The 22,539-nt window shown below is 65.5% G+C and carries 17 protein-coding genes; 15 read left to right on the top strand and 2 right to left on the bottom strand.

The window, feature by feature from the left end:
* Positions 1 to 45 precede the first annotated feature (45 nt).
* Entirely contained in the window at positions 46 to 2,331 is a 2,286-nt protein-coding gene (gene metE / locus CLU94_RS24165) for a 5-methyltetrahydropteroyltriglutamate--homocysteine S-methyltransferase (protein WP_099667493.1), read from the bottom strand.
* A gap of 280 nt (positions 2,332 to 2,611) precedes the next feature.
* Positions 2,612 to 3,646, bottom strand: coding sequence for a LacI family DNA-binding transcriptional regulator (locus CLU94_RS24160; RefSeq protein WP_099667492.1), 1,035 nt, complete (start codon positions 3,644 to 3,646; stop codon positions 2,612 to 2,614).
* A 418-nt stretch (positions 3,647 to 4,064) separates the two neighbouring features.
* Here CLU94_RS24160 and araD point away from each other — a divergent pair, with 418 nt between their 5' ends.
* The 15 genes from araD to glpK all read left to right on the top strand — a co-directional run bounded on the left by araD (position 4,065) and on the right by glpK (position 22,400).
* Positions 4,065 to 5,732 (top strand): L-arabinonate dehydratase, encoded by a 1,668-nt coding sequence (araD, locus tag CLU94_RS24155; protein ID WP_369811582.1) that lies wholly within the window; start codon positions 4,065 to 4,067, stop codon positions 5,730 to 5,732.
* Positions 5,733 to 5,766: 34 nt separating this feature from the next.
* Positions 5,767 to 6,579, top strand: coding sequence for an HpcH/HpaI aldolase family protein (locus CLU94_RS24150; RefSeq protein WP_099667490.1), 813 nt, complete (start codon positions 5,767 to 5,769; stop codon positions 6,577 to 6,579).
* 75 nt (positions 6,580 to 6,654) lie between these two features.
* Positions 6,655 to 7,758 carry an ABC transporter ATP-binding protein gene (locus CLU94_RS24145; protein WP_099667489.1) on the top strand — a complete coding sequence of 368 codons (1,104 nt, stop codon included), beginning with the start codon at positions 6,655 to 6,657 and terminating at the stop codon, positions 7,756 to 7,758.
* Between the two features lie 48 nt (positions 7,759 to 7,806).
* Positions 7,807 to 9,057 (top strand): ABC transporter substrate-binding protein, encoded by a 1,251-nt coding sequence (locus tag CLU94_RS24140; protein WP_099667488.1) that lies wholly within the window; start codon positions 7,807 to 7,809, stop codon positions 9,055 to 9,057.
* A 76-nt stretch (positions 9,058 to 9,133) separates the two neighbouring features.
* Positions 9,134 to 10,048 (top strand): carbohydrate ABC transporter permease, encoded by a 915-nt coding sequence (locus tag CLU94_RS24135; protein ID WP_099667487.1) that lies wholly within the window; start codon positions 9,134 to 9,136, stop codon positions 10,046 to 10,048.
* The gene (locus CLU94_RS24130; RefSeq protein ID WP_034755232.1) at positions 10,045 to 10,875 is read left to right on the top strand and encodes a carbohydrate ABC transporter permease; all 831 of its coding nucleotides are present in this window, start codon (positions 10,045 to 10,047) and stop codon (positions 10,873 to 10,875) included. Before CLU94_RS24135 ends, CLU94_RS24130 begins: the two co-directional genes overlap by 4 nt.
* 2 nt (positions 10,876 to 10,877) lie before the next feature.
* Complete coding sequence (locus tag CLU94_RS24125; protein WP_099667486.1) at positions 10,878 to 11,774, top strand: aldose 1-epimerase; 897 nt, start codon at positions 10,878 to 10,880, stop codon at positions 11,772 to 11,774.
* Positions 11,767 to 12,675 carry an SMP-30/gluconolactonase/LRE family protein gene (locus CLU94_RS24120; RefSeq protein ID WP_099667485.1) on the top strand — a complete coding sequence of 303 codons (909 nt, stop codon included), beginning with the start codon at positions 11,767 to 11,769 and terminating at the stop codon, positions 12,673 to 12,675. The genes CLU94_RS24125 and CLU94_RS24120 overlap by 8 nt, the downstream gene beginning before the upstream one ends.
* A 27-nt stretch (positions 12,676 to 12,702) precedes the next feature.
* Positions 12,703 to 13,491 carry an SDR family NAD(P)-dependent oxidoreductase gene (locus tag CLU94_RS24115; RefSeq protein ID WP_092605534.1) on the top strand — a complete coding sequence of 263 codons (789 nt, stop codon included), beginning with the start codon at positions 12,703 to 12,705 and terminating at the stop codon, positions 13,489 to 13,491.
* Between the two features lie 23 nt (positions 13,492 to 13,514).
* A complete protein-coding gene (locus tag CLU94_RS24110; RefSeq protein WP_099667484.1) occupies positions 13,515 to 14,969 on the top strand; it encodes an NAD-dependent succinate-semialdehyde dehydrogenase in 1,455 nt (484 codons plus the stop codon).
* Between the two features lie 65 nt (positions 14,970 to 15,034).
* Positions 15,035 to 16,435, top strand: a complete 1,401-nt coding sequence (locus tag CLU94_RS24105; RefSeq protein WP_099667483.1) for a porin — start codon at positions 15,035 to 15,037, stop codon at positions 16,433 to 16,435.
* An 81-nt stretch (positions 16,436 to 16,516) separates the two neighbouring features.
* The gene (locus CLU94_RS24100; RefSeq protein ID WP_099667482.1) at positions 16,517 to 18,538 is read left to right on the top strand and encodes an alpha-glucosidase; all 2,022 of its coding nucleotides are present in this window, start codon (positions 16,517 to 16,519) and stop codon (positions 18,536 to 18,538) included.
* A gap of 7 nt (positions 18,539 to 18,545) precedes the next feature.
* Positions 18,546 to 19,307, top strand: a complete 762-nt coding sequence (locus tag CLU94_RS24095) for a TSUP family transporter (RefSeq protein ID WP_099667481.1) — start codon at positions 18,546 to 18,548, stop codon at positions 19,305 to 19,307.
* Between the two features lie 46 nt (positions 19,308 to 19,353).
* Positions 19,354 to 20,913, top strand: coding sequence for a glycerol-3-phosphate dehydrogenase (gene glpD / locus CLU94_RS24090; protein WP_099667480.1), 1,560 nt, complete (start codon positions 19,354 to 19,356; stop codon positions 20,911 to 20,913).
* Positions 20,910 to 22,400, top strand: a complete 1,491-nt coding sequence (gene glpK / locus CLU94_RS24085) for a glycerol kinase GlpK (RefSeq protein ID WP_099667479.1) — start codon at positions 20,910 to 20,912, stop codon at positions 22,398 to 22,400. The genes glpD and glpK overlap by 4 nt, the downstream gene beginning before the upstream one ends.
* Positions 22,401 to 22,539: the final 139 nt, after the last annotated feature.

Genomic DNA, 22,539 nt, shown 5'->3' with positions numbered 1-22,539 from the left:
TACGATCCCGCTATATCTCTACAGGCCTCCCCTGCCCCGCCATCCTCAGACCTTGTCGCCGCGCAAGGTTTTCGCCGCCGCCACCATATTGGCCAGCGCGGGAATGACCTCTTTCCAGCCGCGCGTCTTGAGGCCGCAATCGGGGTTGACCCACAGGCGGTGCGCGGGGATGCGTTCGGCCGCCTTGCGCATCAGCTTGACCATCTGTTCCTGGCTCGGAATGTTGGGCGAGTGGATATCGTAGACGCCGGGGCCGATTTCGTTCGGGTAATTAAAATCATCGAAGGCATCCAGCAATTCCATGTCGGAGCGCGACGTTTCGATCGTGATGACGTCCGCATCCATGTCAGCGATCTGCGCGATGATATCGTTGAATTCCGAATAGCACATGTGCGTGTGGATCTGCGTTTCATCGGCCACGCCATTGGCCGTGATGCGGAACGATTCGACGGCCCAGCGCAGGTACTCGGCCCATTGCGATTTGCGCAGCGGCAAGCCCTCGCGCAATGCCGCTTCATCGATCTGTATCACGCGGATGCCGGCCTGTTCCAGGTCCTGCACTTCGGCGCGCATGGCCAGCGCCAGCTGGTGGCACGACACGGAACGGGGCTGGTCGTCGCGCACGAACGACCAGTTCAGGATGGTGACGGGGCCCGTCAGCATGCCTTTCATCGGCTTGTCCGTCAGCGACTGGGCATAGGTGCTCCACTCGACCGTCATGGCGCGCGGGCGGCTGATGTCGCCGAACAAAATGGGCGGTTTCACGCAGCGCGAACCGTAGGATTGCACCCAGCCGAACTGGCTGAAGGCGTAGCCATCCAGCTGTTCGCCGAAGTACTCCACCATGTCGTTGCGTTCCGCCTCGCCATGCACGAAGACGTCCAGGCCCAGGCTTTCCTGTTCCTGCACGCAATGGGCGATTTCCGCCTGCATCAGATGTTTATAGCCGGCTTCGTCCAGCTGCCCGCTGCGGAGCTGGCTGCGGGCCTGGCGGATTGCCGCCGTCTGCGGAAACGAGCCGATGGTCGTCGTCGGGTACAGCGGCAGTTGCAGCAGCGCGGCTTGCTTGGCGGCGCGCTCGGCATAGCCGCTGGCGCGCTGGCCCAGGCTGGCATCGATGCGGGCCACGGCCGCCTTGACTTGGGGATTATGCACGCGCGGCGACTGGCGGCGCGCTTGCACGGCGGCGAAATTCGCGTCCAGCGCCGCTTGCACGGAGGCGCGGCCCTGGTTCAGGGCGCCTGCGATGGTGTGTACTTCATCGAGCTTTTGACGGGCAAAGGCCAGCCAGGATTTGATCTCCGCATCGAGCTTTTGTTCGCTGTCCAGGTCGACGGGCACGTGCAGCAGGGAGCACGACGGCGCGATCCACAGGCGCGACTGCAGCCTGGCGTGCACGGGTTCCAGCCACGCCAGCACCTCGTTCAAATCCGTCTTCCAGATATTGCGGCCATTTACCACGCCCAGCGACAGGACGCTGGAACTTGGCAATTGCGCGATCACTTGCTCGACTTCCTCGCGGGCATTGACGGCGTCCAGGTGCAAGCCTTGCACGGGCAGCGTGCACGCCAGCGCCAGGTTGTCTTGCAGCTTGCCGAAGTACGTGGCCAGCAGCAGTTTGACATGATTGACCTTGCTCAAGGCGTCGTAGGCCGTGACGAGCGCCTGCTGCCAGGCGCCGTCCAGTTCCGTGACGAGTATCGGCTCGTCGATCTGCACCCACTCCACGCCCTGCGCGGCCAGTTCCTGCAGCAGTTGCACGTAGACGGGCAGCAAGCCTTGCAGCAGCGCCAGCTTGTCGGAGTCGTCCTTGGCCTTGCCCAGCCACAAATAGGTGACGGGCCCGATCAGCACGGGCTTGGCCCTTACATTCAGCTGGCGCGCCTGCGCCAGTTGCTGCAACAGGCGGCTGCTGTCGAGCTTGAATTGCGTGCCGGCCGAAAATTCCGGCACGATGTAATGGTAATTGGTGTCGAACCATTTCGTCATTTCGCCGGCGTGGACGCAGCTGCAATCGCTGTCGCTGGCCGAGCGGCCGCGGGCCACGCGGAAATAGTTATCGAGCGCCGCGCCAGTCAGGTGGCGCACGCGCTGCGGCAGGTTGCCGAGCGTAAAGCTCAAGTCCAGCACCTGGTCGTAGAAGGAAAAGTCGCCCACGGGCGCCAGGTCCAGCGCGTCCTGGTCTTGCCAGTGGCGCTGGCGCAATTCGGCGCCTTGCCCTTCCAGCGCGGCCAAGCTGCTGCCGCCCTTCCAGTAATCTTCCAGGGCGAATTTCAGTTCGCGTTTGGCGCCGATGCGCGGGTAGCCCAGATTATGTGTCGTGACGGTCATGGCGGTAGTGCCTCCTAGTGAAGTATGAATACATCATAGAGGCTTTCATCCATGAAAAATAATGGTAAAACTTCATACATCCATTATTAATACTCATGTGAATACATGCTCGAATACAGGCGGGGCAAAAAAAAAGCCCGCTGCGGGAGCGGGCTGAATCTAATTCCTGTGAGGAAGTAGAGGAGACAGATGAATGATGCCGCATCGCAGCATATCAAGCCAATTGCATGTTGTGATGATGGAAATATGATTCATCAATATCTGTCGCAGCCAGGGCATCTCAGGCGCTGGCCCGCGCGATCAGCTGGTAGGCCAGCGGCGCCAAGGCCGGCGGCGCGGCGCCCTCGTCCACTTCGCCCAGGCGCTGCAGGATGGCTTGCGCGGCCAGCCGGCCGATGTCATAGCGGGGCACGCGGATCGTCGTCAGCGCCGGCATGAGTTTTTCCGAGAACGGGAAGTCGCCAAAGCCCGCCACCGCGCATTGCTCGGGAATGCGGATGCCCAGGCGCGCCGCTTCATAGATGGCGCCGGCCGCCATGTTGTCGTTGGCAAAAAACAGGGCGTCGGGCCGCTCGGCGCGCGCCATTTGCTCGCTGAATACCTGCCCGCCCGCATCGAGCGGCGCCGTCACCGACGCTTGCACGATTTCCGGACGCAAACCCAGCTGCTGCATGGTTTCCTCATAGCCCTGGGCCCGCTTGCGCGCGCGGAAATCGCTGCCGATGCCGCTGTCGACGTAGACGATGCGCCGGTAGCCTTGCGCGTGCAAATACAAGGTCATGTCGCGCCCCGTGGCGATATGCGAAAAACCGATTTGCGGATACGGCCGCTCGGGGCGGATATCCCACGTTTCGATGACGGGAATCTGCAAGCCGGCCAGCAAGGTTTCCGTGGCGGCGCTGTGGTCGGCGCCCGTCAGCACCAGCGCGCGCGGCGACCAGCCGAGAAAGGCGCGCACCACCTTCTCTTCCGTCTCGATCGAGTAATCGTGGGTGGCCAGCAGCAACTGGTAATTGTGCTGCGACAAGGTGGTCGACAAGCCCTGGATAGTTTCCGCAAAGATGGAGTTCGACACGCTGGGCACGATGGCGCCCACGATGCGGCCCTGGGTCGACGCCAGGCCGCCGGCCGCCTCGTTGCGGATGTAGCCGAGCTGGTCGATGGCGCTCTTGATGCGCTCGCGTGTTTCCTGCGACACGCGGTCCGGCTCCTTGAAATAGCGCGACACGGAAATGGCCGAGGTCTGTGCCAATTTGGCCACATCGAATACGGTGCTGCGGCCAAGGCCACGCCGCTTGCGTACTGGGTCGTTCATGGGTACTGCCTTCTCAAAAATCGGTGATCACCATGCATCATGCCATGGCCGGCGGCACAGGGGATGCCAGCGTGGCGCCGCTGCGCCGTGGCGTACCGGCCGGGCCGCAGAAATTCCACTGTGGAAATTGGTGCCAATGAAATCATGCCGATAGTGTAATGGCTGTGCGCGGCAAGATGCCAGCCGGCGCGCAATCTCCCTGCATTAAATCTGTTGACAGTCCCCTGCGATTCAAATTATATTTCGCTGTACTTGCAATGTTAGCGCTAACAAAGGCGGCAGGCAAGACCCGAGACAGCAGCACTGGAACGCCATACGCAGCGCGCCAGGCAACCAAAAAGGACACACATTGAGCTCCGCTACCTCCCGCCGCACGCTGGAATCCCTGCGCAGCCAGCGCTGGCTGGCCCCAGACGACATGCGCTCGTTCGCCCACCGCCAGCGCCTGCAGCAGATGGGCCTGCGCCGCGAGGAATTCCTCGACCGCCCAGTCATCGCCATCATCAATACCTGGAGCGACCTGTCGCCGTGCCACTCGCACCTGCGCGAACGGGCCGAAGCCGTCAAACGGGGCATCCTGCTGGCCGGCGGCTTCCCCGTCGAACTGCCGGCCCTGTCGCTGGGCGAAGTGATGGTCAAGCCCACCACCATGATCTACCGCAACTTCCTCGCCATGGAAACGGAAGAACTGCTGCGCTCGCTACCCATCGACGGCGCCGTGCTGCTCGGCGGCTGCGACAAGACGACGCCCGGCATGCTGATGGGCGCCATCAGCATGGACATCCCCGCCATCTTTTGTCCTGCCGGCCCCATGCTCAACGACCGCTACCGTGGCCAAAGCGTGGGCGCGGGCACGCATACCAAGAAATTCTGGGACGACTACGTGGCCGGCGACATCGCCAAGCCCGAGTGGATCAAGCTGGAAGCAAAAATGACGCGCTCGCCCGGCACCTGCAACACCATGGGCACGGCGTCCACCATGACGTCCATCGTTGAAGCCATGGGCTTTACCTTGCCAGGCGCCACCAGCATTCCCGCCATGGACGCCAACCACGTGCGCATGGCTTCGCAGTGCGGCGAGCGCATCGTCGGCATGGTGTGGGAAGACTTGAAGCCGTCGCGCTTCTTCACCCGCGCCGCGCTGTCGAATGGCGTGGCGGCCTACATGGCGCTCGGCGGCTCGACCAACGCGGCCATCCACCTGGTCGCCATCGCCGGACGCGCCGGCCTGGCCCTGTCGCTCGATGAAATGGATGCGATGGCGCAAAAAGTGCCCGTCATCGCCAACCTGTTCCCATCCGGCGACAAGCTGATGGAAGATTTCTTCTATGCGGGCGGCATGCCGGCCCTGCTCAAGGAAATCATGCCGCAGCTGGACTTGACGGCCTTGACCGTGACGGGCCGTACCTTGGGCGAGAACATCGCCGACGCCGTCTGCCTGGACGACAGCGTCATCCGCAAGGTGTCGCAGCCGGTGGCCGACGGCGCGGCGCTGGCCGTGCTGCGCGGCAACCTGTGTCCCGGCGGCGCCGTCATCAAGCCGTCGGCCGCCAATCCGAAGTTCGCCAAACACCGGGGACGCGCCCTCGTGTTCGACTCGAACGCCGAGATGCTGGCGCAGATCCACGCGCCCGACCTGGACATCGATGAAAACACGGTCTTGATCCTGCGCAATGGCGGCCCCATCGGCGCGCCCGGCATGCCGGAATGGGGCAATCTGCCCGTGCCGAAAAAGCTGCTGCAGCAGGGCATACGCGACATGGTGCGCATCTCCGACGCGCGCATGAGCGGCACCCACTACGGCACCTGCGTGCTGCACGTCACGCCGGAAGCGGCCGTCGGCGGCCCGCTGGCCCTCGTGCGCAACGGCGACATGATCGAACTGGACATCGCCGCGCGCAGCCTGAACATGGATGTGACGGACGAGGAACTGGCGCGCCGCCGCGCCGAGTGGCAGGCGCCGGCGCAAAAATATGCGCGCGGCTACACCAAGCTGTACATGGAGCACGTGACGCAGGCGGACCAGGGCTGCGACCTGGACTTCTTGCTGGGCAACGCCGCCACGCCGGAGCCGCCGATTTTCTGACGCCGCCTTCCCTACCTATATAGAGAGCACAACTATGGATATCCTGGACAACCCTTTCCGCGCCTTGCTGGCGGACAACGCAGTACCGCTGGGCAGCTGGCTGATGGCCGGCACGCCCGTCACGGCCGAAGCCATGGGCTGCGCCGGCTTCGACTGGCTGGTGCTGGACATGGAACACGTGCCCATCGACTACCAGGACGCCTACCAGATCCTGCAGGCAGTCGGCGGCACGCCGGCCTGCCCCGTCGTGCGCCTGGCCTGGAACGACCTGGTGCAGATCAAGCGCGCGCTCGACATCGGCGCGCAAACCCTGATGTTCCCGTTCGTGGAAAACGCCGCCGAAGCGCGCAGTGCCGTGGCCGCCACCCGCTATCCGCAGCCGGGCCAGGCCGTACCCGGCACGCGCGGTTTTGCCGCCATGCACCGCGCCAGCCGCTACGGCACCGTGCCCGACTACGCCACGCGCGCCAACGCCGCCGTGTTTTCCATCATCCAGCTGGAAACCCCGGCCGCGCTGGCGCAGCTGGAAGAGATCGCCGCCGTCGATGGCGTCGACGCCCTGTTCGTGGGACCGGGCGACCTGTCGGCCGCCATGGGCCATATCGGCAATATCGGCCACCCGGACGTGCAGGCAGCCATTGCCGACGCGGCCCGACGCGCCCGCGCCATCGGCAAACCCATCGGCATTGTCGGCCCCTCGCCGGAAATGGTGCACACTTTCATCCATTACGGCTATGACTACGTGGCCATCGCCTCGGACATGGGCATGATGATGCGCCAGGCCAACGCCTTTATCACGGCCCTGAAACCGTCGCTGGCGAAAGCCCTCGACACGGGCGCCTACTAATTGTTCTGTTGCAACACACTGTTGCAACGCACGTAACGCGCTCAGACGCGTCATTCGCATCTTTTGGAGACAAGCATGTCAGGTGTAAAACTGGAAAAGGTCGTCAAGAAGTACGACAACGGCGTCGAAGTCATTCATGGCATCGACCTGGAAATCAAGCAAGGCGAGTTCGTCGTCTTCGTGGGCCCTTCGGGTTGCGGAAAATCAACACTGATGCGCATGGTGGCGGGCCTGGAATCGATCACGGGCGGCACCATCTCCATCGAGGGACAGGTCGTCAACGACTTGCCGCCGCGCGAGCGCGACATCGCCATGGTGTTCCAGGACTATGCGCTGTACCCGCACAAGTCCGTGTTCGACAACCTGGGCTTTGGCTTGAAACTGCGCAAGTTCCCGAAGGCGGAAATCGAACAGCGCGTGCGCGCCGCCGCCACCATCCTGAAAATCGACCACTTGCTCGACCGCAAGCCGCGCGCCCTGTCCGGCGGCCAGCGCCAGCGCGTGGCCATGGGCCGCGCCATCGTGCGCCAGGCCAAGCTGTTCCTGTTCGATGAGCCGCTGTCGAACCTGGACGCCCTGCTGCGCTCGGAAATGCGCACGGAAATCAAGAAATTGCACCAGCGCATAGGCGCCACCACCATTTACGTCACGCATGACCAGGTCGAGGCGATGACCCTGGCCGAGCGCATCGTCGTGCTATCCGGCGGCAACATCATGCAGGTCGGCACGCCGGACCAGATCTACAACGAACCCGTGTCGAAATTCGTCGCCGGCTTCACGGGCTCGCCGCCGATGAACTTCCTCGGCGCCAAGGTGGCGCGCAACGGCGCCGGCCAGGCCGAGGTCGTGCTGGGCGCGGCGCGCCTGGCCCTGCCGCCGGAGCGCCAGGCCGCATGCGGCAAGCTCGACGGCCGCGCCGTGGAATTCGGCATCCGCCCGGAAGACATCACGCTGGAAGCGGCCAGTCCCGCCAGCGCCGCCCTGGCCGCGACAGTCGTGGTGGTCGAGCCGCTGGGCGCGGAAACCCTGGTCATCTTCCAGTGCGAAGGGGGCGAATTGACGGCGCGCCTGCCGCCTACGTTTGCCCTGGCGCCGGGACAGCAAGTGACGGTACAGCTGGACATGGAAAAATTCCATCTGTTCGATCCGCAAGGGGGCGCGGTACTGCCCTCCCGATAAGCCGCGAACGACCGGCATACCCATTCCAAAAAAACAGGAGACAACATCATGCGTATCAAATCCCTCGTCCTGGCGCTCGGCGCCACTTTCGTCCTTGCCACCGGCGCGCACGCGCAAACCGTCAAGGTGTTCGTCGGCGGCCAGGAGCGCCCCGAAGTCATGCGCGAACTGTTCGCTAAATTCATGGCCGCCAATCCCGGCGTCAAGATCGACCTGGAAACGGGCGGCGCCACGTCCGAACTGCAGCAGAAATACCTGAACACGGTGCTGTCGGCCGGCGACACCACCCTGGACGTGTTCCTGATCGACATCATCCGCCCGGCCCAGTACGCGTCGGCCGGCTGGATCGAAAGCCTGGACAAATACCTGGGCGCCGACCGCGACAAGATCATGGGCCAGTACTTGCCCGCCTACAAGCAAGCGAATATGGTCGACAACAAGGTCGTGGCCCTGCCCGCCTTTGCCGACGCCATGTTCCTCTATTACCGCAAGGACTTGCTGGCCAAGTACAAGCTGGCGGCGCCGAAAACCTGGGATGAGCTGGCCAGCGTGGCGCGCACCATCCAGGCCGGCGAAAAGAATCCGGAATTGCAAGGCATCAGCTTCCAGGGCAAGGCCATCGAAGGCGCCGTCTGCACCTTTTTGCTACCGTACTGGAGCCAGGGCGGCGAACTGGTCACCAACGGCAAGCTGACCCTGGACAAGCCCAAGGCGGAAGCGGGCCTGGCCATGTGGCGCAAGCTGGTCGACCAGGGTGTCGCAAAGAAAAACATTGCCGAAGTGGCCACCGACGATACGCGCAAGGAGTTCCAGGCAGGCAATGTCTTGTTTGCCGTCAACTGGGGCTATGCCTGGAACCACTTCCAGGATGGCGCCGACAGCAGCGTGAAAGATAAGGTTGGCGTCGTCAGCCTGCCGGCCATGGCGGGCGGCAAGCCGGCCTCGTGCATCGGCGGCTGGCAGTGGGCCGTGTCCTCGTTCTCGAAGAACAAGGAGGCGTCCGCCAAGCTGGTGCGCTGGCTGTCGAGCCCTGAAGTGTCGAAGCAGCTGGCCATCAAGGCGTCCAACCTGCCCGTCTACCCATCCGTCTACCAGGACAAGGAAGTGCTGGCCGCCAATGGCTGGTTCGCCGATGCCCTGCCGGTGGTGCAAAGCGCCCGCTCGCGCCCCGTCACGCCGCGCTACAGCGAAGTGTCCGAAGCCGTGCGCGTCAACACGAATGCCGTGATGGCGGGCGTGAAGACGCCGGCGGCGGCCGTGGGCGAGATCGAAAACCGCGTCAAGCGCATCCTGCGCTAAGGGGATCACGCCCGTGCCGCCACGACGGCGGCGCGGGCGGCACACGCATACGCACACCGCAACAGACGAGGAAATCATGAGGCAACGCACCCTGAAAAGCCGCATCACGGACCCCAGCGAAACAACGCTGGCCTGGGTCCTGCTGACGCCGGCGATTCTCTTTTTACTGCTGATCGTGGCCTACCCGGTCAGCAAATTGATCTACAACAGCTTTTTCGACATCCGCCTGTCCGGCGGCAGCCTGCCCAGTTTCGTGGGCCTGGACAACTACAAGATGGCGCTGGAAGACGCGCTGTTCTGGAAGTCGCTGAAAAACACCGTCATCATCACCGTCGTCACCGTGCCGGGCGCGCTGGTGGCGGGCCTGGGCCTGGCCATGCTGGCCAACATGCCGTTCAAGTACCGCTGGCCCGTGCGCCTGGCGCTGCTGCTGCCGTGGGCACTGCCGCTGGCCTTCGTCGGCCTGATCTTCGCCTGGTTCTTCCACAGCGAATACGGCCTGGTGAACGACATCATCCGCCGCATCGACCTCTTGGTCCCCGGCCTGGGCTGGGAACCGCAGATCTGGTTCAATTCGCCCGCGCTGACCATGGCCGCCATCTGCATCACGACCATCTGGAAAACCTCGTCGTTCATGGCCCTCATTTTGCTCGCCGGCCTGCAGACCATCCCCGCCTCGCTGTATGAGGCGGCCGAAGTGGACGGCGCCAGCAAGTGGAAGCAATTCACGGAAGTGACCCTGCCGCTGCTGGTGCCATCGATGCTGGTGGCGCTGATCTTCCGCACCCTGACGGCCATCCAGTCCTTCGATATTCCGTACAACATGCCCGGCCCTGGCGACGAAACCAAGACCCTGGCCATGTACATCCAGTCCAATACCGTCGATTACCTCGACGTGGGCTACGGCTCGACCCTGGCGGTATTCATGTTCCTGCTGTCGATGGCCACCACGTTTGTGTATCTGAAATATGTAAGAGGAGACAAAGAATGAGCGGCCTGTTTTCATCGAAGCGCCTGCGCTGGTTCGCCGCCGCGATCGTCATCCTCAACGGCGTCTTCCCCGCCCTGTGGATCCTGTTTACCTCGCTCAAGACCGAGAGCGAACTGACGCAAAAGCCGATCACCTACTGGCCGCACGAACCGACCATCGGCAATTTCATCTCCGCCTTCCAGGACCAGCCGCTGCTGACGTTCCTGACGAATAGCCTGATCGTGGCCGGCCTGTCGACCCTGCTCAGCCTGTTCATCAGCGCGCTGGCCGCGTATGCGATCGCCCGCTTGCGCCTGCGCTTCCGCGGCCTGATCCTGACGGCCATCATCGGCGTGTCGATGTTCCCGCTGGTGACCCTGATGGTGCCGCTGTTCGAAATCATGCGCAGCCTGGGCTTGCTGAACTCCTACTGGGCGCTGGTGCTGCCGTACACGGTGCTGAACCTGCCCATCTGCACCCTGATGATGGTGAGCTTTTTCCAGGATATCCCGCGCGACATCGAGAACGCGGCCATGCTCGACGGCTGCACCCGGTTGAGCGCCCTGTGGCGCATCGTGCTGCCGCTGGCCGCGCCTGGCGTGGCGACGGCCGCCATCCTCGCGTTTGTAAATTCCTGGGACGAGTTCCTGCTGGCGCTGTCGATGAATTCGGCCGTGGCCTACCGCACCCTGCCCGTCGGCATCCAGCTGTACCAGGGCGAGTTCGCCTTCCCGTGGCCGATCATTTCGGCGGCGCTGGTGGTGGCCATCGTGCCCATCGTCGTGCTGATCGTGATCTTCCAGGAAAAGGTCGTCAGCGGCCTGACCTCGGGCGGCTTGAAGGGCTGAGAATGGACCACCTGTCTCCCTTCACCCTGGCGCACGGCGACTGCCGCGCCAACGTCCACCCGGCCACGGGTGGCGCGCTGGCGGCTTTCCGCTGGCGCGGGCGCGACATCCTGCGCGCCGCGCCAGCCGCTGCCGACGTGCGGCAGATGGCCTGCTACCCTTTGGTGCCGTATTCGAACCGCATCGGCAACGCCGTGCTGCAGGCGCAGGAACAGACGCATGCGCTGCGCGCCAACTTCCCGCCCGAGCCGCACAGCATCCACGGCTTCGGCTGGCAGCGCGCCTGGCACGTGGCGGCGCGTGCGGACGACAGCGCCGAACTGCTGCTGGTCCATGCCGGCGACGCCGACTGGCCGTTCGCCTGCGAAGCGCGGCAAACCGTGCTGCTCGACGCTGCCGGCTTGCGCCTGACCTTATCCGTGCGCAATGACGACACGCGCGCCATGCCCGCCGGCCTGGGTTTTCACCCCTACTTTCCGCTGGCGCCCGGCCTGCGCCTGCAAACGCAATGGGAGGGCGTGTGGAGCATGGGCGATGACCACTTGCCGGCCGGCCTGGCGCCCGTGGCGCAAGCGTCGCCATTCGCCACGCCGCAGCCGGTGGCCGGCTGGCGCAGCGACCATTGCTACAGCGGCTGGACGGGCCGCGCCAGCCTCGATTACGGCGACTACAGCGTGCAGCTGTCGGCCAGCGACAATTGCCGCCACCTCGTATGCTTCGCGCCCAACGACGAGCGCAGCTTTATCGCCATCGAACCCGTCACGCACGCGAATAACGCGTTTGCGCTGGCCGCGCGCGGCGCGCGTGACACGGGCATGCGCTTGCTGGCGCCCGGCGAGAGTCTGCACATCGCCATGCGCCTGGCCATACAGGAAAATGCGGAGGAGACCCATGCGTGAATGGCAAGCCGAACTCGTGCTCGACGCGCGCGCCCAGCTGGGCGAATGCCCGCTGTGGAGCGTGGCCGAGCAGTGTTTGTACTGGATCGATATCGCCGGGCGCCGCCTGCACCGTTACAATCCGGCCACAAGCCTCGATCGCGTCTGGTGGGTGCCGTGCGAGCCGGGCTGCATCGCCCTGGCTGAAAAGGGCGGCCTGGTGGCGGCCCTGCGCGACGGTTTCTACCGCTTCTATCCGCAGGAAGGCTTGCTCGACAAGCTGGCCGACGCCCCCTACTACAGCCGCGACATGCGTTTCAACGATGGCCGCTGCGACAGCGCCGGGCGTTTCTGGGCCGGCGCCATGTACGAACCGCGCACGGCGGAACTGGCTGCCATGTTTTGCCTGGAAAGGGGCGCCACGCGCCTGGGCTGGGGGCCGCAGCAGGATCTTGGCGTGAAAGTCAGCAACGGCCTCGCCTTCGCGGCCGATGGCCAGTCGCTGTTCCAGTCCGACACGCCGAACCACGTGATCTACCGTTTCGCCTTTGACGCGGCCAGCGGCCAGGTGGGCCAGCGCAAGGTATTTGCCCGCCTGCCCGCCAAGGGAGAGGACGCCGTGTACGGCGGCCGCCCCGATGGCGCGGCGCTCGATGCCGAAGGCTGCTATTGGAGCGCGCAATACGAAGGCGGCCGGGTGCTGCGCTTTTCGCCGCAGGGCGAAATCATCGGCATCGTGCGCGTGCCCGTCACGCGCCCCACCATGATCGCCTTTGGCGGCGCCGACCTGCGCACCCTGTACATCACCAGCGCGCGCGAAGGCGCAAACGACGACGAACTGGCGCGCCAGCCGCAGGCCGGCGGCCTCTTTGCCGTGCGCCTGGACGTGGCCGGCCGCCCCGAACCCCTTTACCGGGATTGATATCCGGATCTTCACCCTGAGGACAGCATGAACGCCAACATCACTCTCTACCCCAGCCTGCAGGACCGCGTGGTCTTCGTTTCCGGCGGTGGCTCCGGCATCGGCGCCGCGCTGGTCGAACACTTCGCCCTGCAAGGCGCGCAAGTGGCTTTTTGCGACATCGATGGCGACGCCAGCGCCGCCCTGGCCGCGCGTCTGGCGCCCCTGTGCCGGCACGCGCCCTATTTTGTCTACAGCGACATCCGCGACATCGCCGCCTACCAGGCCAGCCTGGCCGACGTCGAGGCGCGCTTTGGCGCCATCCGCGTGCTGCTCAATAACGCGGGCCGCGACGACCGCCATTCGCTGGCCGAACTGACGCCCGAATACTGGGACAACTGCCTGGCGCTGAACTTGAAACACCACGTGTTCGCCATCCAGCAGGTGGCGCCAGGCATGGCGGCCGCCGGCGGCGGTTCCATCATCAACCTGGGCTCGATCTCGTGGATGCGCGGGCGCCCCAACCTGGTCGGCTACACCACGTCCAAGGCGGGCATCGCGGGCCTGTCGCGCACCCTGGCGCGCGAGCTGGGCGAGCAGAATATCCGCGTCAACGCCATCGCGCCGGGCGCCATCGCCACGGACCGCCAGGCCGCGCTGTGGCGCGATCCGGAAGAAGACCGCCGCTTCATCGAACTGCAATGCCTGAAATACCGGCTCGACGCGGGCCACGTGGCCCGCACGGCCCTGTTCCTGGCGGCCGACGACTCGGACGGCATCACGGGCCAGAACATCATCGTCGATGCCGGCCTCGCGCAAGTATCTGTAGCTGGCTAAGCCCCCATTCAAGGAGAACCCTCATGTTGAACCTGCAAGACGCAAGCCTTTTGAAACAGCAATGCCTGATCGACGGCGCCTGGTGCGACGCCGACGACGGCGCCACCATCGATGTCACCAACCCGGCTACCGGCGCCGTCATCGCCACCGTGCCGCGCATGGGTGCCGCCGAGACGCGGCGCGCCATCGCCAGCGCCCACGCGGCCTTCCGGCTGTGGCGCAAGCAGACCGTCAAGGCGCGCGCCACGGTGCTGCGCGCCTGGCATGCGCTGATCCTGCAGCACGCGGACGACCTGGCGCTGATATTGACTACTGAACAGGGCAAGTCGCTGGCGGAAGCCAAGGGCGAGATCGTCTCGAACGCGGCCTACCTGGAATGGTTTGCCGAGGAAGGCAAGCGCGCGTATGGCGACGTGATCGCGCCGCCGTCGAACGACAAGCGCATCGTCGTCATCAAGCAGCCGATCGGCGTGTGCGCGGCCATCACGCCGTGGAATTTCCCGAACGGCATGATCACGCGCAAGGCCGGCCCCGCCTTGGCGGCCGGCTGCAGCATGGTCTTGAAGCCGGCGTCGCAAACGCCGCTGTCGGCCCTGGCCCTGGCCGAACTGGCGCTGCGCGCCAGCGTGCCGCCCGGCGTGTTCAATGTGGTGACGGGCGCGGCGCAAGCCATCGGCACGGAACTGTGCCTTAACGACCTGGTGCGCAAGATCACGTTTACGGGGTCGACGGAAGTGGGCGCCTGGCTATCGCGCGAGGCGGCCGGCACGATCAAGAAGCTGTCGCTGGAACTGGGCGGCAACGCGCCCTTCATCGTCTTCGAGGATGCCGATATCGACGCGGCCGTCGAAGGCGTGCTGATGTCGAAATACCGCAACAGCGGCCAGACCTGCGTCTGCGCCAACCGCATCTACGTGCAGGACGGCATCTACGACGACTTCGCCGCCCGCCTGGTGGCCAAGGTGGCCGAGCTGAAACTGGGGGCCGGCACCGAAGCAGGCGTCACGCAAGGCCCGCTGATCGATGAAAACGCCGTGCGCAAGATCGAGCAACACATCGCCGACGCACTGGCCAAGGGCGGCAAGCTGGCCATCGGCGGCAAGCGCCACGCGCTGGGCGGCAGCTTCTTCGAGCCCAGCGTGGTGCTGGAAGCGAACAGCGACATGCTGGTCGCCACCGAGGAAACCTTCGCCCCGCTGGCGCCCCTGTTCCGCTTCGGCAGCGAAGAGGAAGTCGTCGCCATGGCCAACGCCACGCAGTTCGGCCTGGCCGGCTATTTCTACAGCCGCGACCTGGGCAGAGTCTGGCGCGTGGCGGAAGAACTGGAAGTGGGCATGGTCGGCATCAACACGGGCATGATCGCCAACGAAATGGCGCCGTTCGGCGGCGTCAAGCATTCGGGCATGGGCCGCGAAGGCTCGCATTACGGCATGGACGACTTCCTCGATATCAAATACTTGTGCATGGGAGGAATTTGATTATTTCAATGTAAGCAAGGCAGGGATCAGCAACCATACTCATAAAAAACACAGGAGACAAGATCATGCAAACGACATTCCGCAAGACCACCCTGGCCGCGGCCATCACCGGCGTGCTTCTCTCGGCACCATTTGTTAGCGCTAACGCGCGCGCCGACGAACTGAGCGACATGAAGGCCATGCTGGCCCAGTTGCAGGACCGGGTGGCGCAGATGGAAGCGAAAGCGGCCCAGCCAGCGCCAGCAGCGCCAGCAGCAGCGATGGCTGCCGCACCGGCAGCGGCGCCCGTGAAACCGGTCACCGGCTTCAACTGGAAACTGTACGGCCGTGGCGACATCGGCTATACAGTTTCGCGCGGCAAGGATGCCAGCGGGCGCCAGCTGACCAACCACCGCCTGAACCAGGGCGAGATGGCCAGCCGCCTGGGCCTCACGGGCGCCTGGGTCTTCAGCGATGAGTACAAGGCCATCTTCGGCGTCGAGACGGGCTTGAACCTGTTCAACGGCAATGCGGGCGGCGGCACGCAAAACAACACCACCTCGTCCGTGCTGTTCAACCGGGGCTCCACCGTCGGCTTTGCCTCGACCACCTGGGGTTCGATCGAAGGCGGCACCATGTACATGGCGCCGTTCTGGGTCTCGCTGGGCGCCGACCTGGCCTCGGCGCACAATTACGGCGCCAACGACTTCAGCGCCCTGTTCTCGCTCACGCGTCCCGAATCCCTGGGCCGCTACCTGAAGGATCCCGTCACGGGCAACGCCAGCAAGACGACGAGTTTGGCCGGCAACAACTCGGGCACGGCCTTGTTCTACGGCAATGCGCTGCGCTACCGCAGCCCCACCTGGAACAACATTTCGGCGGAAGTGTCGTATTCGGCCGGCCAGCAGGCGTCTTCCGCTACTGACCTGGAAAACGATGGCCGCAGCTGGGCCGCCAACGTGCTGTACAAAAAGGGCGACCTGTTCCTCGGCTATGCGCACATGGATTACCAGCAGAGCAACGACATCAGCACGGGGGGCACGCCGAACTTCCTCAAGCGCAACCAGGTCACGGACATCGTCGGCGCGCGCTACAAGTGGCACGATTTTACCTTGGGCGGCTCCTACACCTCCTACCGCGTGTCGAACGCGGGCGGCTATGCGGCCGACGCTTTCGGCGTCTCGGGCGCCTACGACCTCGGCAAGCACCGCATCGAGGGCAGCCTGGCGCACATCAGCTATGACGGCGCCAACGCCAAAGGCGCTTTCGGCACGAACACGGGCGATGGCGTAGGCAAGCCCACGTCGACAGCCTACTCGCTGGGCTACCTGTACAACTTCCAGCCGACCCTGTCGTTCTACGCGTATGCCACGCGCATCGCCAACAACAGCCATGCCAAGCTGGGCGTATTGCAGTTCCGGGGGGACAATAACTACTTCGGCTACAGCCCCGTCGAGCTGACCGCCGGCATGTTCCTCGTCTTTTAATTTAGTGCTTATTTGTTGATGCACCGCCGGCCCGCCCCACGCCACCATGCGGGCGGCCGGTTTTCACAGGAGTTGATCGTCATGCAGTACACACTACACCAGGAAAATGACAGCGTCGCCCTGCGCTGCGCCGGCCGCTTGCTGCTGCGCCACGGCGCCGATGCGCCATGCGTGTTCGTTGGCCAGGGCCGCGAAAGCATGGAAATGTACCGAGGTAACTTCGCCATCGAAGATTACGTCGAAGAGCGCAGCGCCCTGCGCACGCTGGCCGTCACGCAGGACGGCGACGGCGCCACCCTGAGCTTCGCGCGCCATGCGGGCGACACGCCGCAGCTGGTGCTGGCCGTGCAAGCGGCGCCGCATGGCGTGCACCTGGTGGTGCGCTACGCGGCGCCGGGCTGGAACCGGCTGTGGCTGCGCCTGCCAGCAGAACAGGACGAGCATGTGTGGGGCTGCGGCGAGCAAATGTCGTACTTCAACCTGCGCGGCCGCCACTTCCCCCTGTGGACGTCCGAGCCGGGCGTGGGCCGCGACAAGTCGACCCATTTGACGTGGCAGGCCGACGTGACGTCGAAATCGGGCGGCGACTACTATCACACGAATTATCCGCAACCGAGCTTCATCTCGTCGCAGCGCTACTGCCTGCATGCCGAGACGACGGCGTATGCGGACTTCGATTTCCGCCAGCCGGACTTCCACGAGCTGCAATTCTGGGCCATGCCCGAGCGCCTGGAATTCATGCTGGCCGACTCCTTCGTCGACCTGGTCGGCGTCGTCTCGCAACGCTTCGGCCGCCAGCCGCAGCTGCCAGCCTGGCTGCAAAATGGCGCCATGCTGGGCCTGAAAGGCGGCGAAGAGCATGCCCGCGCCATCCTCGCGCAGGCGCAGGAACACGGCTTGCCCGTCAGCGCCCTGTGGTGCGAAGACTGGGTGGGCTTGCGCCAGACCTCGTTCGGCAAGCGTTTGTTCTGGGACTGGCGCTGGCAGCCGCAGCGCTATCCCGACCTGAAAAACTGGATCGCGGACCTGGCCAGGCAGGACATCCGCTTCCTCGGCTACGTCAATCCGTATTTGTGCAACGACGGCACCCTGTACCAGGAAGCGCTGCAGCAGGGATTCCTGGCCACGGCCACCGATGGCGGCGCCTACCTGGTGGACTTCGGCGAATTCGATTGCGGCGTCGTCGACTTCACCAACCCGGCCGCCGCGCTGTGGTTCGAGGAACGCATCCTGCGCCAGGAAATGCTCGATTTCGGCCTGTCCGGCTGGATGGCCGATTTCGGCGAATACCTGCCGATCGACCTGCGCCTGCACAATGGCGTCGATGCGCGCCTGATGCACAACGCCTGGCCGACCCTGTGGGCCGAAGTCAATGCGCGCGCCATCGAAGCAGCCGGCAAGACGGGCGAGGCCACCTTCTTCATGCGCGCCGGCTACACGGGCGTGCAGGCGCACTGCCCGCTGCTGTGGGCGGGCGACCAGTCGGTCGACTTCAGCCGCCACGATGGCTTGCAGACGGTGATCTGCGGCGCACTGTCGTCCGGCCTCCTGGGCAACGCCTACCACCACAGCGACATCGGCGGCTATACCAGCCTGTTCGGCAACCTGCGCACGGCGGAACTGTTCCAGCGCTGGACGGAGATGGCCGTCTTCACGTCGATGATGCGCACGCACGAAGGCAACCGCCCGGACGAAAACTTCCAGTTTTACCAGGATGAACAGGTGTTCCAGCACTTCGCCCGCATGACGCGGCTGCACGTGGCACTGGCGCCCACCATCCGCGCGCTGGCCGAAGATGCCGTGGCGCGCGGCCTGCCGCTGCAGCGCCCCCTGTTCCTGCACTATGAACACGACCGCGCCACCTACGCCATCCAGGACCAGTACCTGTTCGGCCCCGACCTGCTGGTGGCGCCCGTGCATGCGGCGGGCGCTGCGCGCTGGAGCGCCTACCTGCCGCAGGGCGACGCCTGGATCCACCTGTGGAGCGGCGCCGTCTTCGAAGGCGGCCAGCGCGTGGAAGTCGACGCTCCTATGGGCCAGCCGCCCGTCTTCGTGCGGCGCGGTTGCGCGCAGCAGGATTTCTTCCTGTCGCTGGCGAAATGAGCCTGGCATGAGCGTGGCGTCGCACTTGCTGTTCCTGGCCTGCGTGGCGCTGGCCAGCGTCGCGCAGAACCTGACGGGCTTTGCTTTCGGCCTGATCCTGCTGGGCCTGACGGCCGTGCTGCACCTGGCCAGCCTGGGCGACGTGGCCAACGTCGTCAGCGTGCTGGTGCTGGTGAATGCGGCCATCACGTTTGGCCGCACGCGTCCGCAACTGGCCTGGCCCGTGTTCGGCCCTTCGCTGGCCGTCAGCCTGCTGGGCGTGGGCGCGGGCGTGGCCCTGTTGGGCTGGTTCAGCGCGCAACAGGTGACCCTGCTGCGCTTCCTGCTCGGCTGCGCCATCGTCGTCTGCGCATGCATGCTGGTGCTGCGCCCCAGCGCGCGCCGGCGGCAATCCGGCCTGCCCGCCTTCCTGTTCTTCAGCGGCGTGTCCGGCGTGATGGGCGGCCTGTTCGCCAGCGCCGGCCCGCCCATGGTGTACCACCTGTACCGGCAGCCATGGCCGGCCGACATGATCCGCCATTCGCTGATCGTGCTGTTTGCCGCGAATGCCGTGCTGCGCCTGGCCCTCGTGCTGGCGCACGGCCAGTTCAGCCTGACGGCCCTGTGGCTGACCCTGGAAGCCTTGCCGCTGGTGACGGGGCTGACGTGGCTGGCGCGCCGCCACCCTTCGCGCCTGCCCATCGAGCACGTGCGCCGCGCCGTCTTCGTGCTGCTGCTGGTCGCCGGCCTGGCCCTGGTGCTGCCGCCCGTGCTGGCCCTGGCCGCCTGAGGCGGCGCCTTTTCACTGTTTACCTTTTTTACGAGACGAACCTTCCATGTCCGCTTCCCGCTTTTCCTCCCTGCCCGCCGACTGCGACCTGCTGGTCGTCGGCGGCGGCATCAATGGCGCCGGCATCGCGCGCGACGCGGCCGGCCGCGGCTTGCGCGTGGTGCTGTGCGAACAGCACGACCTGGCGCAGCACACCTCGTCCGCCTCCACCAAGCTGATACACGGCGGCCTGCGCTACCTCGAATACTATGAATTCAAGCTGGTGCGCAAGGCGCTGCAGGAACGCGAAGTGCTGCTGCGCGCCGCGCCGCACATCATGTGGCCGATGCGCTTCGTCATGCCGCACGACGCCGCCCAGCGCCCCTCCTGGATGATACGCGCGGGCCTGTTCCTGTACGACCACCTGGCCAAACGGGCCTTTTTACCCGCCTCGCAAGGCATCGCGCTGGACCGCCATGCGGCGGGCGCGCCGCTGAAGGCCGGCTACCGCAAGGGCTTCGTGTATTCCGACGGCTGGGTCGACGATGCGCGCCTGGTGGTGCTCAACGCGCTCGACGCGCAGGAACACGGCGCGCACATCCTCACCCGCACGGCCTGCGTCGACGCGCGCCGCGACGGCGACGCCTGGCACGCCACCCTGCAAGCGGAAGGTGGCCAGCGCAAGACCTTGCGCGCGCGCGCCATCGTCAACGCGGCGGGACCGTGGACGGCGCAATTTGCCGGCGCGGCCGGCGGCAGCGAGACGCAGGGACTGCGCCTGATCAAGGGCAGCCACATCATCGTGCCGCGCCTGTTCGACCATCCGAACGCCTACATCTTCCAGAACCCGGACCAGCGCATCATCTTCGCCATCCCCTACCAGGATGACTTTACCCTGATCGGCACCACCGACGAGGAATACAAGGGGGACGTGAGCCAGGTGAAGATCAGCCAGGCGGAGATCGATTACCTGTGCCAGGCGGCGAACCGCTATTTCAAGCGCGAAATCGGCCCCGCCGACGTCGTGTGGACGTATTCCGGCGTGCGCCCCCTGCTCGACGACAGCGCGCAGAACGCGTCGGCCGTCACGCGCGACTACCTGCTGGAAGTGGCGCGCGGCGCAGCAGCAAAGGGCGCGCCCCTGCTCAATATCTGGGGCGGCAAGATCACCACCTACCGCAAGCTGGCCGAGGAGGCGCTGGGCCTGCTGGCGCCCCTGCTGGACAATGCTTCTCCGGCCTGGACGGCCCACGCGCCCCTGCCCGGCGGCGACCTGCAGCAGGTGAATCAACTCGTGGACAGCCATGATTTCGACGGTTTCCTCGCGCGCTTCCAGCGCGACCACGCCTGGCTGCCGGCCGCGCTGGCGCGCCGCTATGCGCGCGCCTACGGCAGCCGCGCCGCACGCCTGCTGACGGGCGCCACGTCGATGGCCGACCTGGGCGCGCAACTGGCGCCCGGCCTGTACGAAGCCGAAGCGTGCTATCTGGTCGAGGTGGAATGGGCCAGGAGTTGCGACGACATCCTGTGGCGCCGCAGCAAACTGGGGTTGCGCTGCGCGCCGGCCGACGTGGCACGCCTGCAGCAATGGCTGGCCGCCCATCCGGCGCAAGAGGTGGCGGCATGACGTATTTGCTGGCCCTCGACCAGGGCACCTCCAGCTCGCGCAGCATGGTCTTCGATGAAACGGGCGCCATCGTCGCCGTGGCGCAGCGCGAATTTCGCCAGATCTTCCCGCAGCCGGGCTGGATCGAGCACGACCCGATGGAAATCTGGCACAGCCAGGTGGCTACCTGCCGCGAAGTGCTGGCCAAGACGGGCTTGCAGGCCGACGCCCTCGGCGCGCTGGGCATCACCAACCAGCGCGAAACGACGGTGGTATGGGACCGCGCCACGGGCGAACCCGTCTACAACGCCATCGTCTGGCAAGACCGCCGCACGGAGGCGCTGTGCGAGGACTTGCGCGCGCGGGGCCTGGCCGGCGCCATCCACGCAAAGACGGGCCTGGTGCTCGACCCGTATTTTTCCGGCACCAAGCTGCGCTGGATACTCGACGCCGTGCCCGGCGTCCGCGCGCGGGCCATGCGCGGCGAACTGGCCTTCGGCACCATCGATACCTGGCTCGCATGGCAGATGACGGGCGGCCGGCTGCACGTGAGCGACGTCACCAACGCTTCGCGCACCATGCTGTGGAACCTGCATGAAGGCTGCTGGGACGCCCAGCTGCTCGACTGGCTGGGCATTCCCGCCAGCCTGCTGCCGTCCGTCCACCCTTCGAGCCACGTATATGGCGAAACGGATGCGGCGGTGCTGGGCAGCCCCGTCATCATCGGCGGCATCGCCGGCGACCAGCAGGCGGCGCTGTTCGGCCAGACCTGTTTCACGCCGGGCATGGCCAAGAATACCTATGGCACGGGCTGCTTCTTGCTGCTCAACACGGGCGAGCAGTGCGCACAATCGCAGCATGGCTTGATCAGCACGGCCGCCTGCCAGGTGGGCGCGCAGCCCGCGTATGCGCTCGAAGGCAGCGTCTTCATCGGCGGCGCCGTGGTGCAGTGGCTGCGCGACGGCCTGGGTGCCATCGGCCATGCGGGCGAAGCGGAAGGCCTGGCCGCCTCCGTGCCCGATTCCGGCGGCGTGGTCTTCGTTCCCTCGTTTACAGGCCTGGGCGCGCCGTACTGGGTGCCCTCGGCGAAAGGCGCCATCCTGGGCCTGAGCCGGGGCAGCACGGTGGGCCACATCGCCCGCGCCGCGCTCGAAGCGATCGCCTTCCAGAGCGCCGCCCTGCTGGGCGCCATGACGCGCGACGCGCAAGCGCCCATCACCGAGCTGCGCGTGGACGGCGGCGCCTGCGCCAACAACCTGCTGCTGCAATTCCAGGCCGACTTGCTGGGCATCCCCGTCGTGCGCCCGCAAGTGATCGAAACGACGGCCCTGGGCGCGGCCTACCTGGCGGGCCTGGCCATCGGCCAGTACCGTGGCGTGGACGAGCTGGCATCGCACTGGCGCGCCGACAGGACGTTCCTGCCCGCCATCGGCCGCGACCAGGCGGCCAGCCTGATGCAGCAGTGGGAGGTGGCGGTACGGCGGTTTACAGGTGCCGGCGACGCATAGCCGCGCGGAATGACAGGCAAAAAAAAGCCCGCTGCGGGAGCGGGCTGAATCTATTTCCTTGGAGGAGATAGAGGAGACAAATGAATGATGCCGCGTTGCAGCATATAAAACCACTTTATATTCGTGATGTCAGAAATAC

The organism is Janthinobacterium sp. 13, from assembly GCF_002749695.1.
In the GTDB taxonomy this organism is placed as follows: Bacteria; Pseudomonadota; Gammaproteobacteria; order Burkholderiales; family Burkholderiaceae_D; genus Janthinobacterium; species Janthinobacterium kumbetense.
This window is presented reverse-complemented; position numbering and strand designations above follow the sequence as displayed.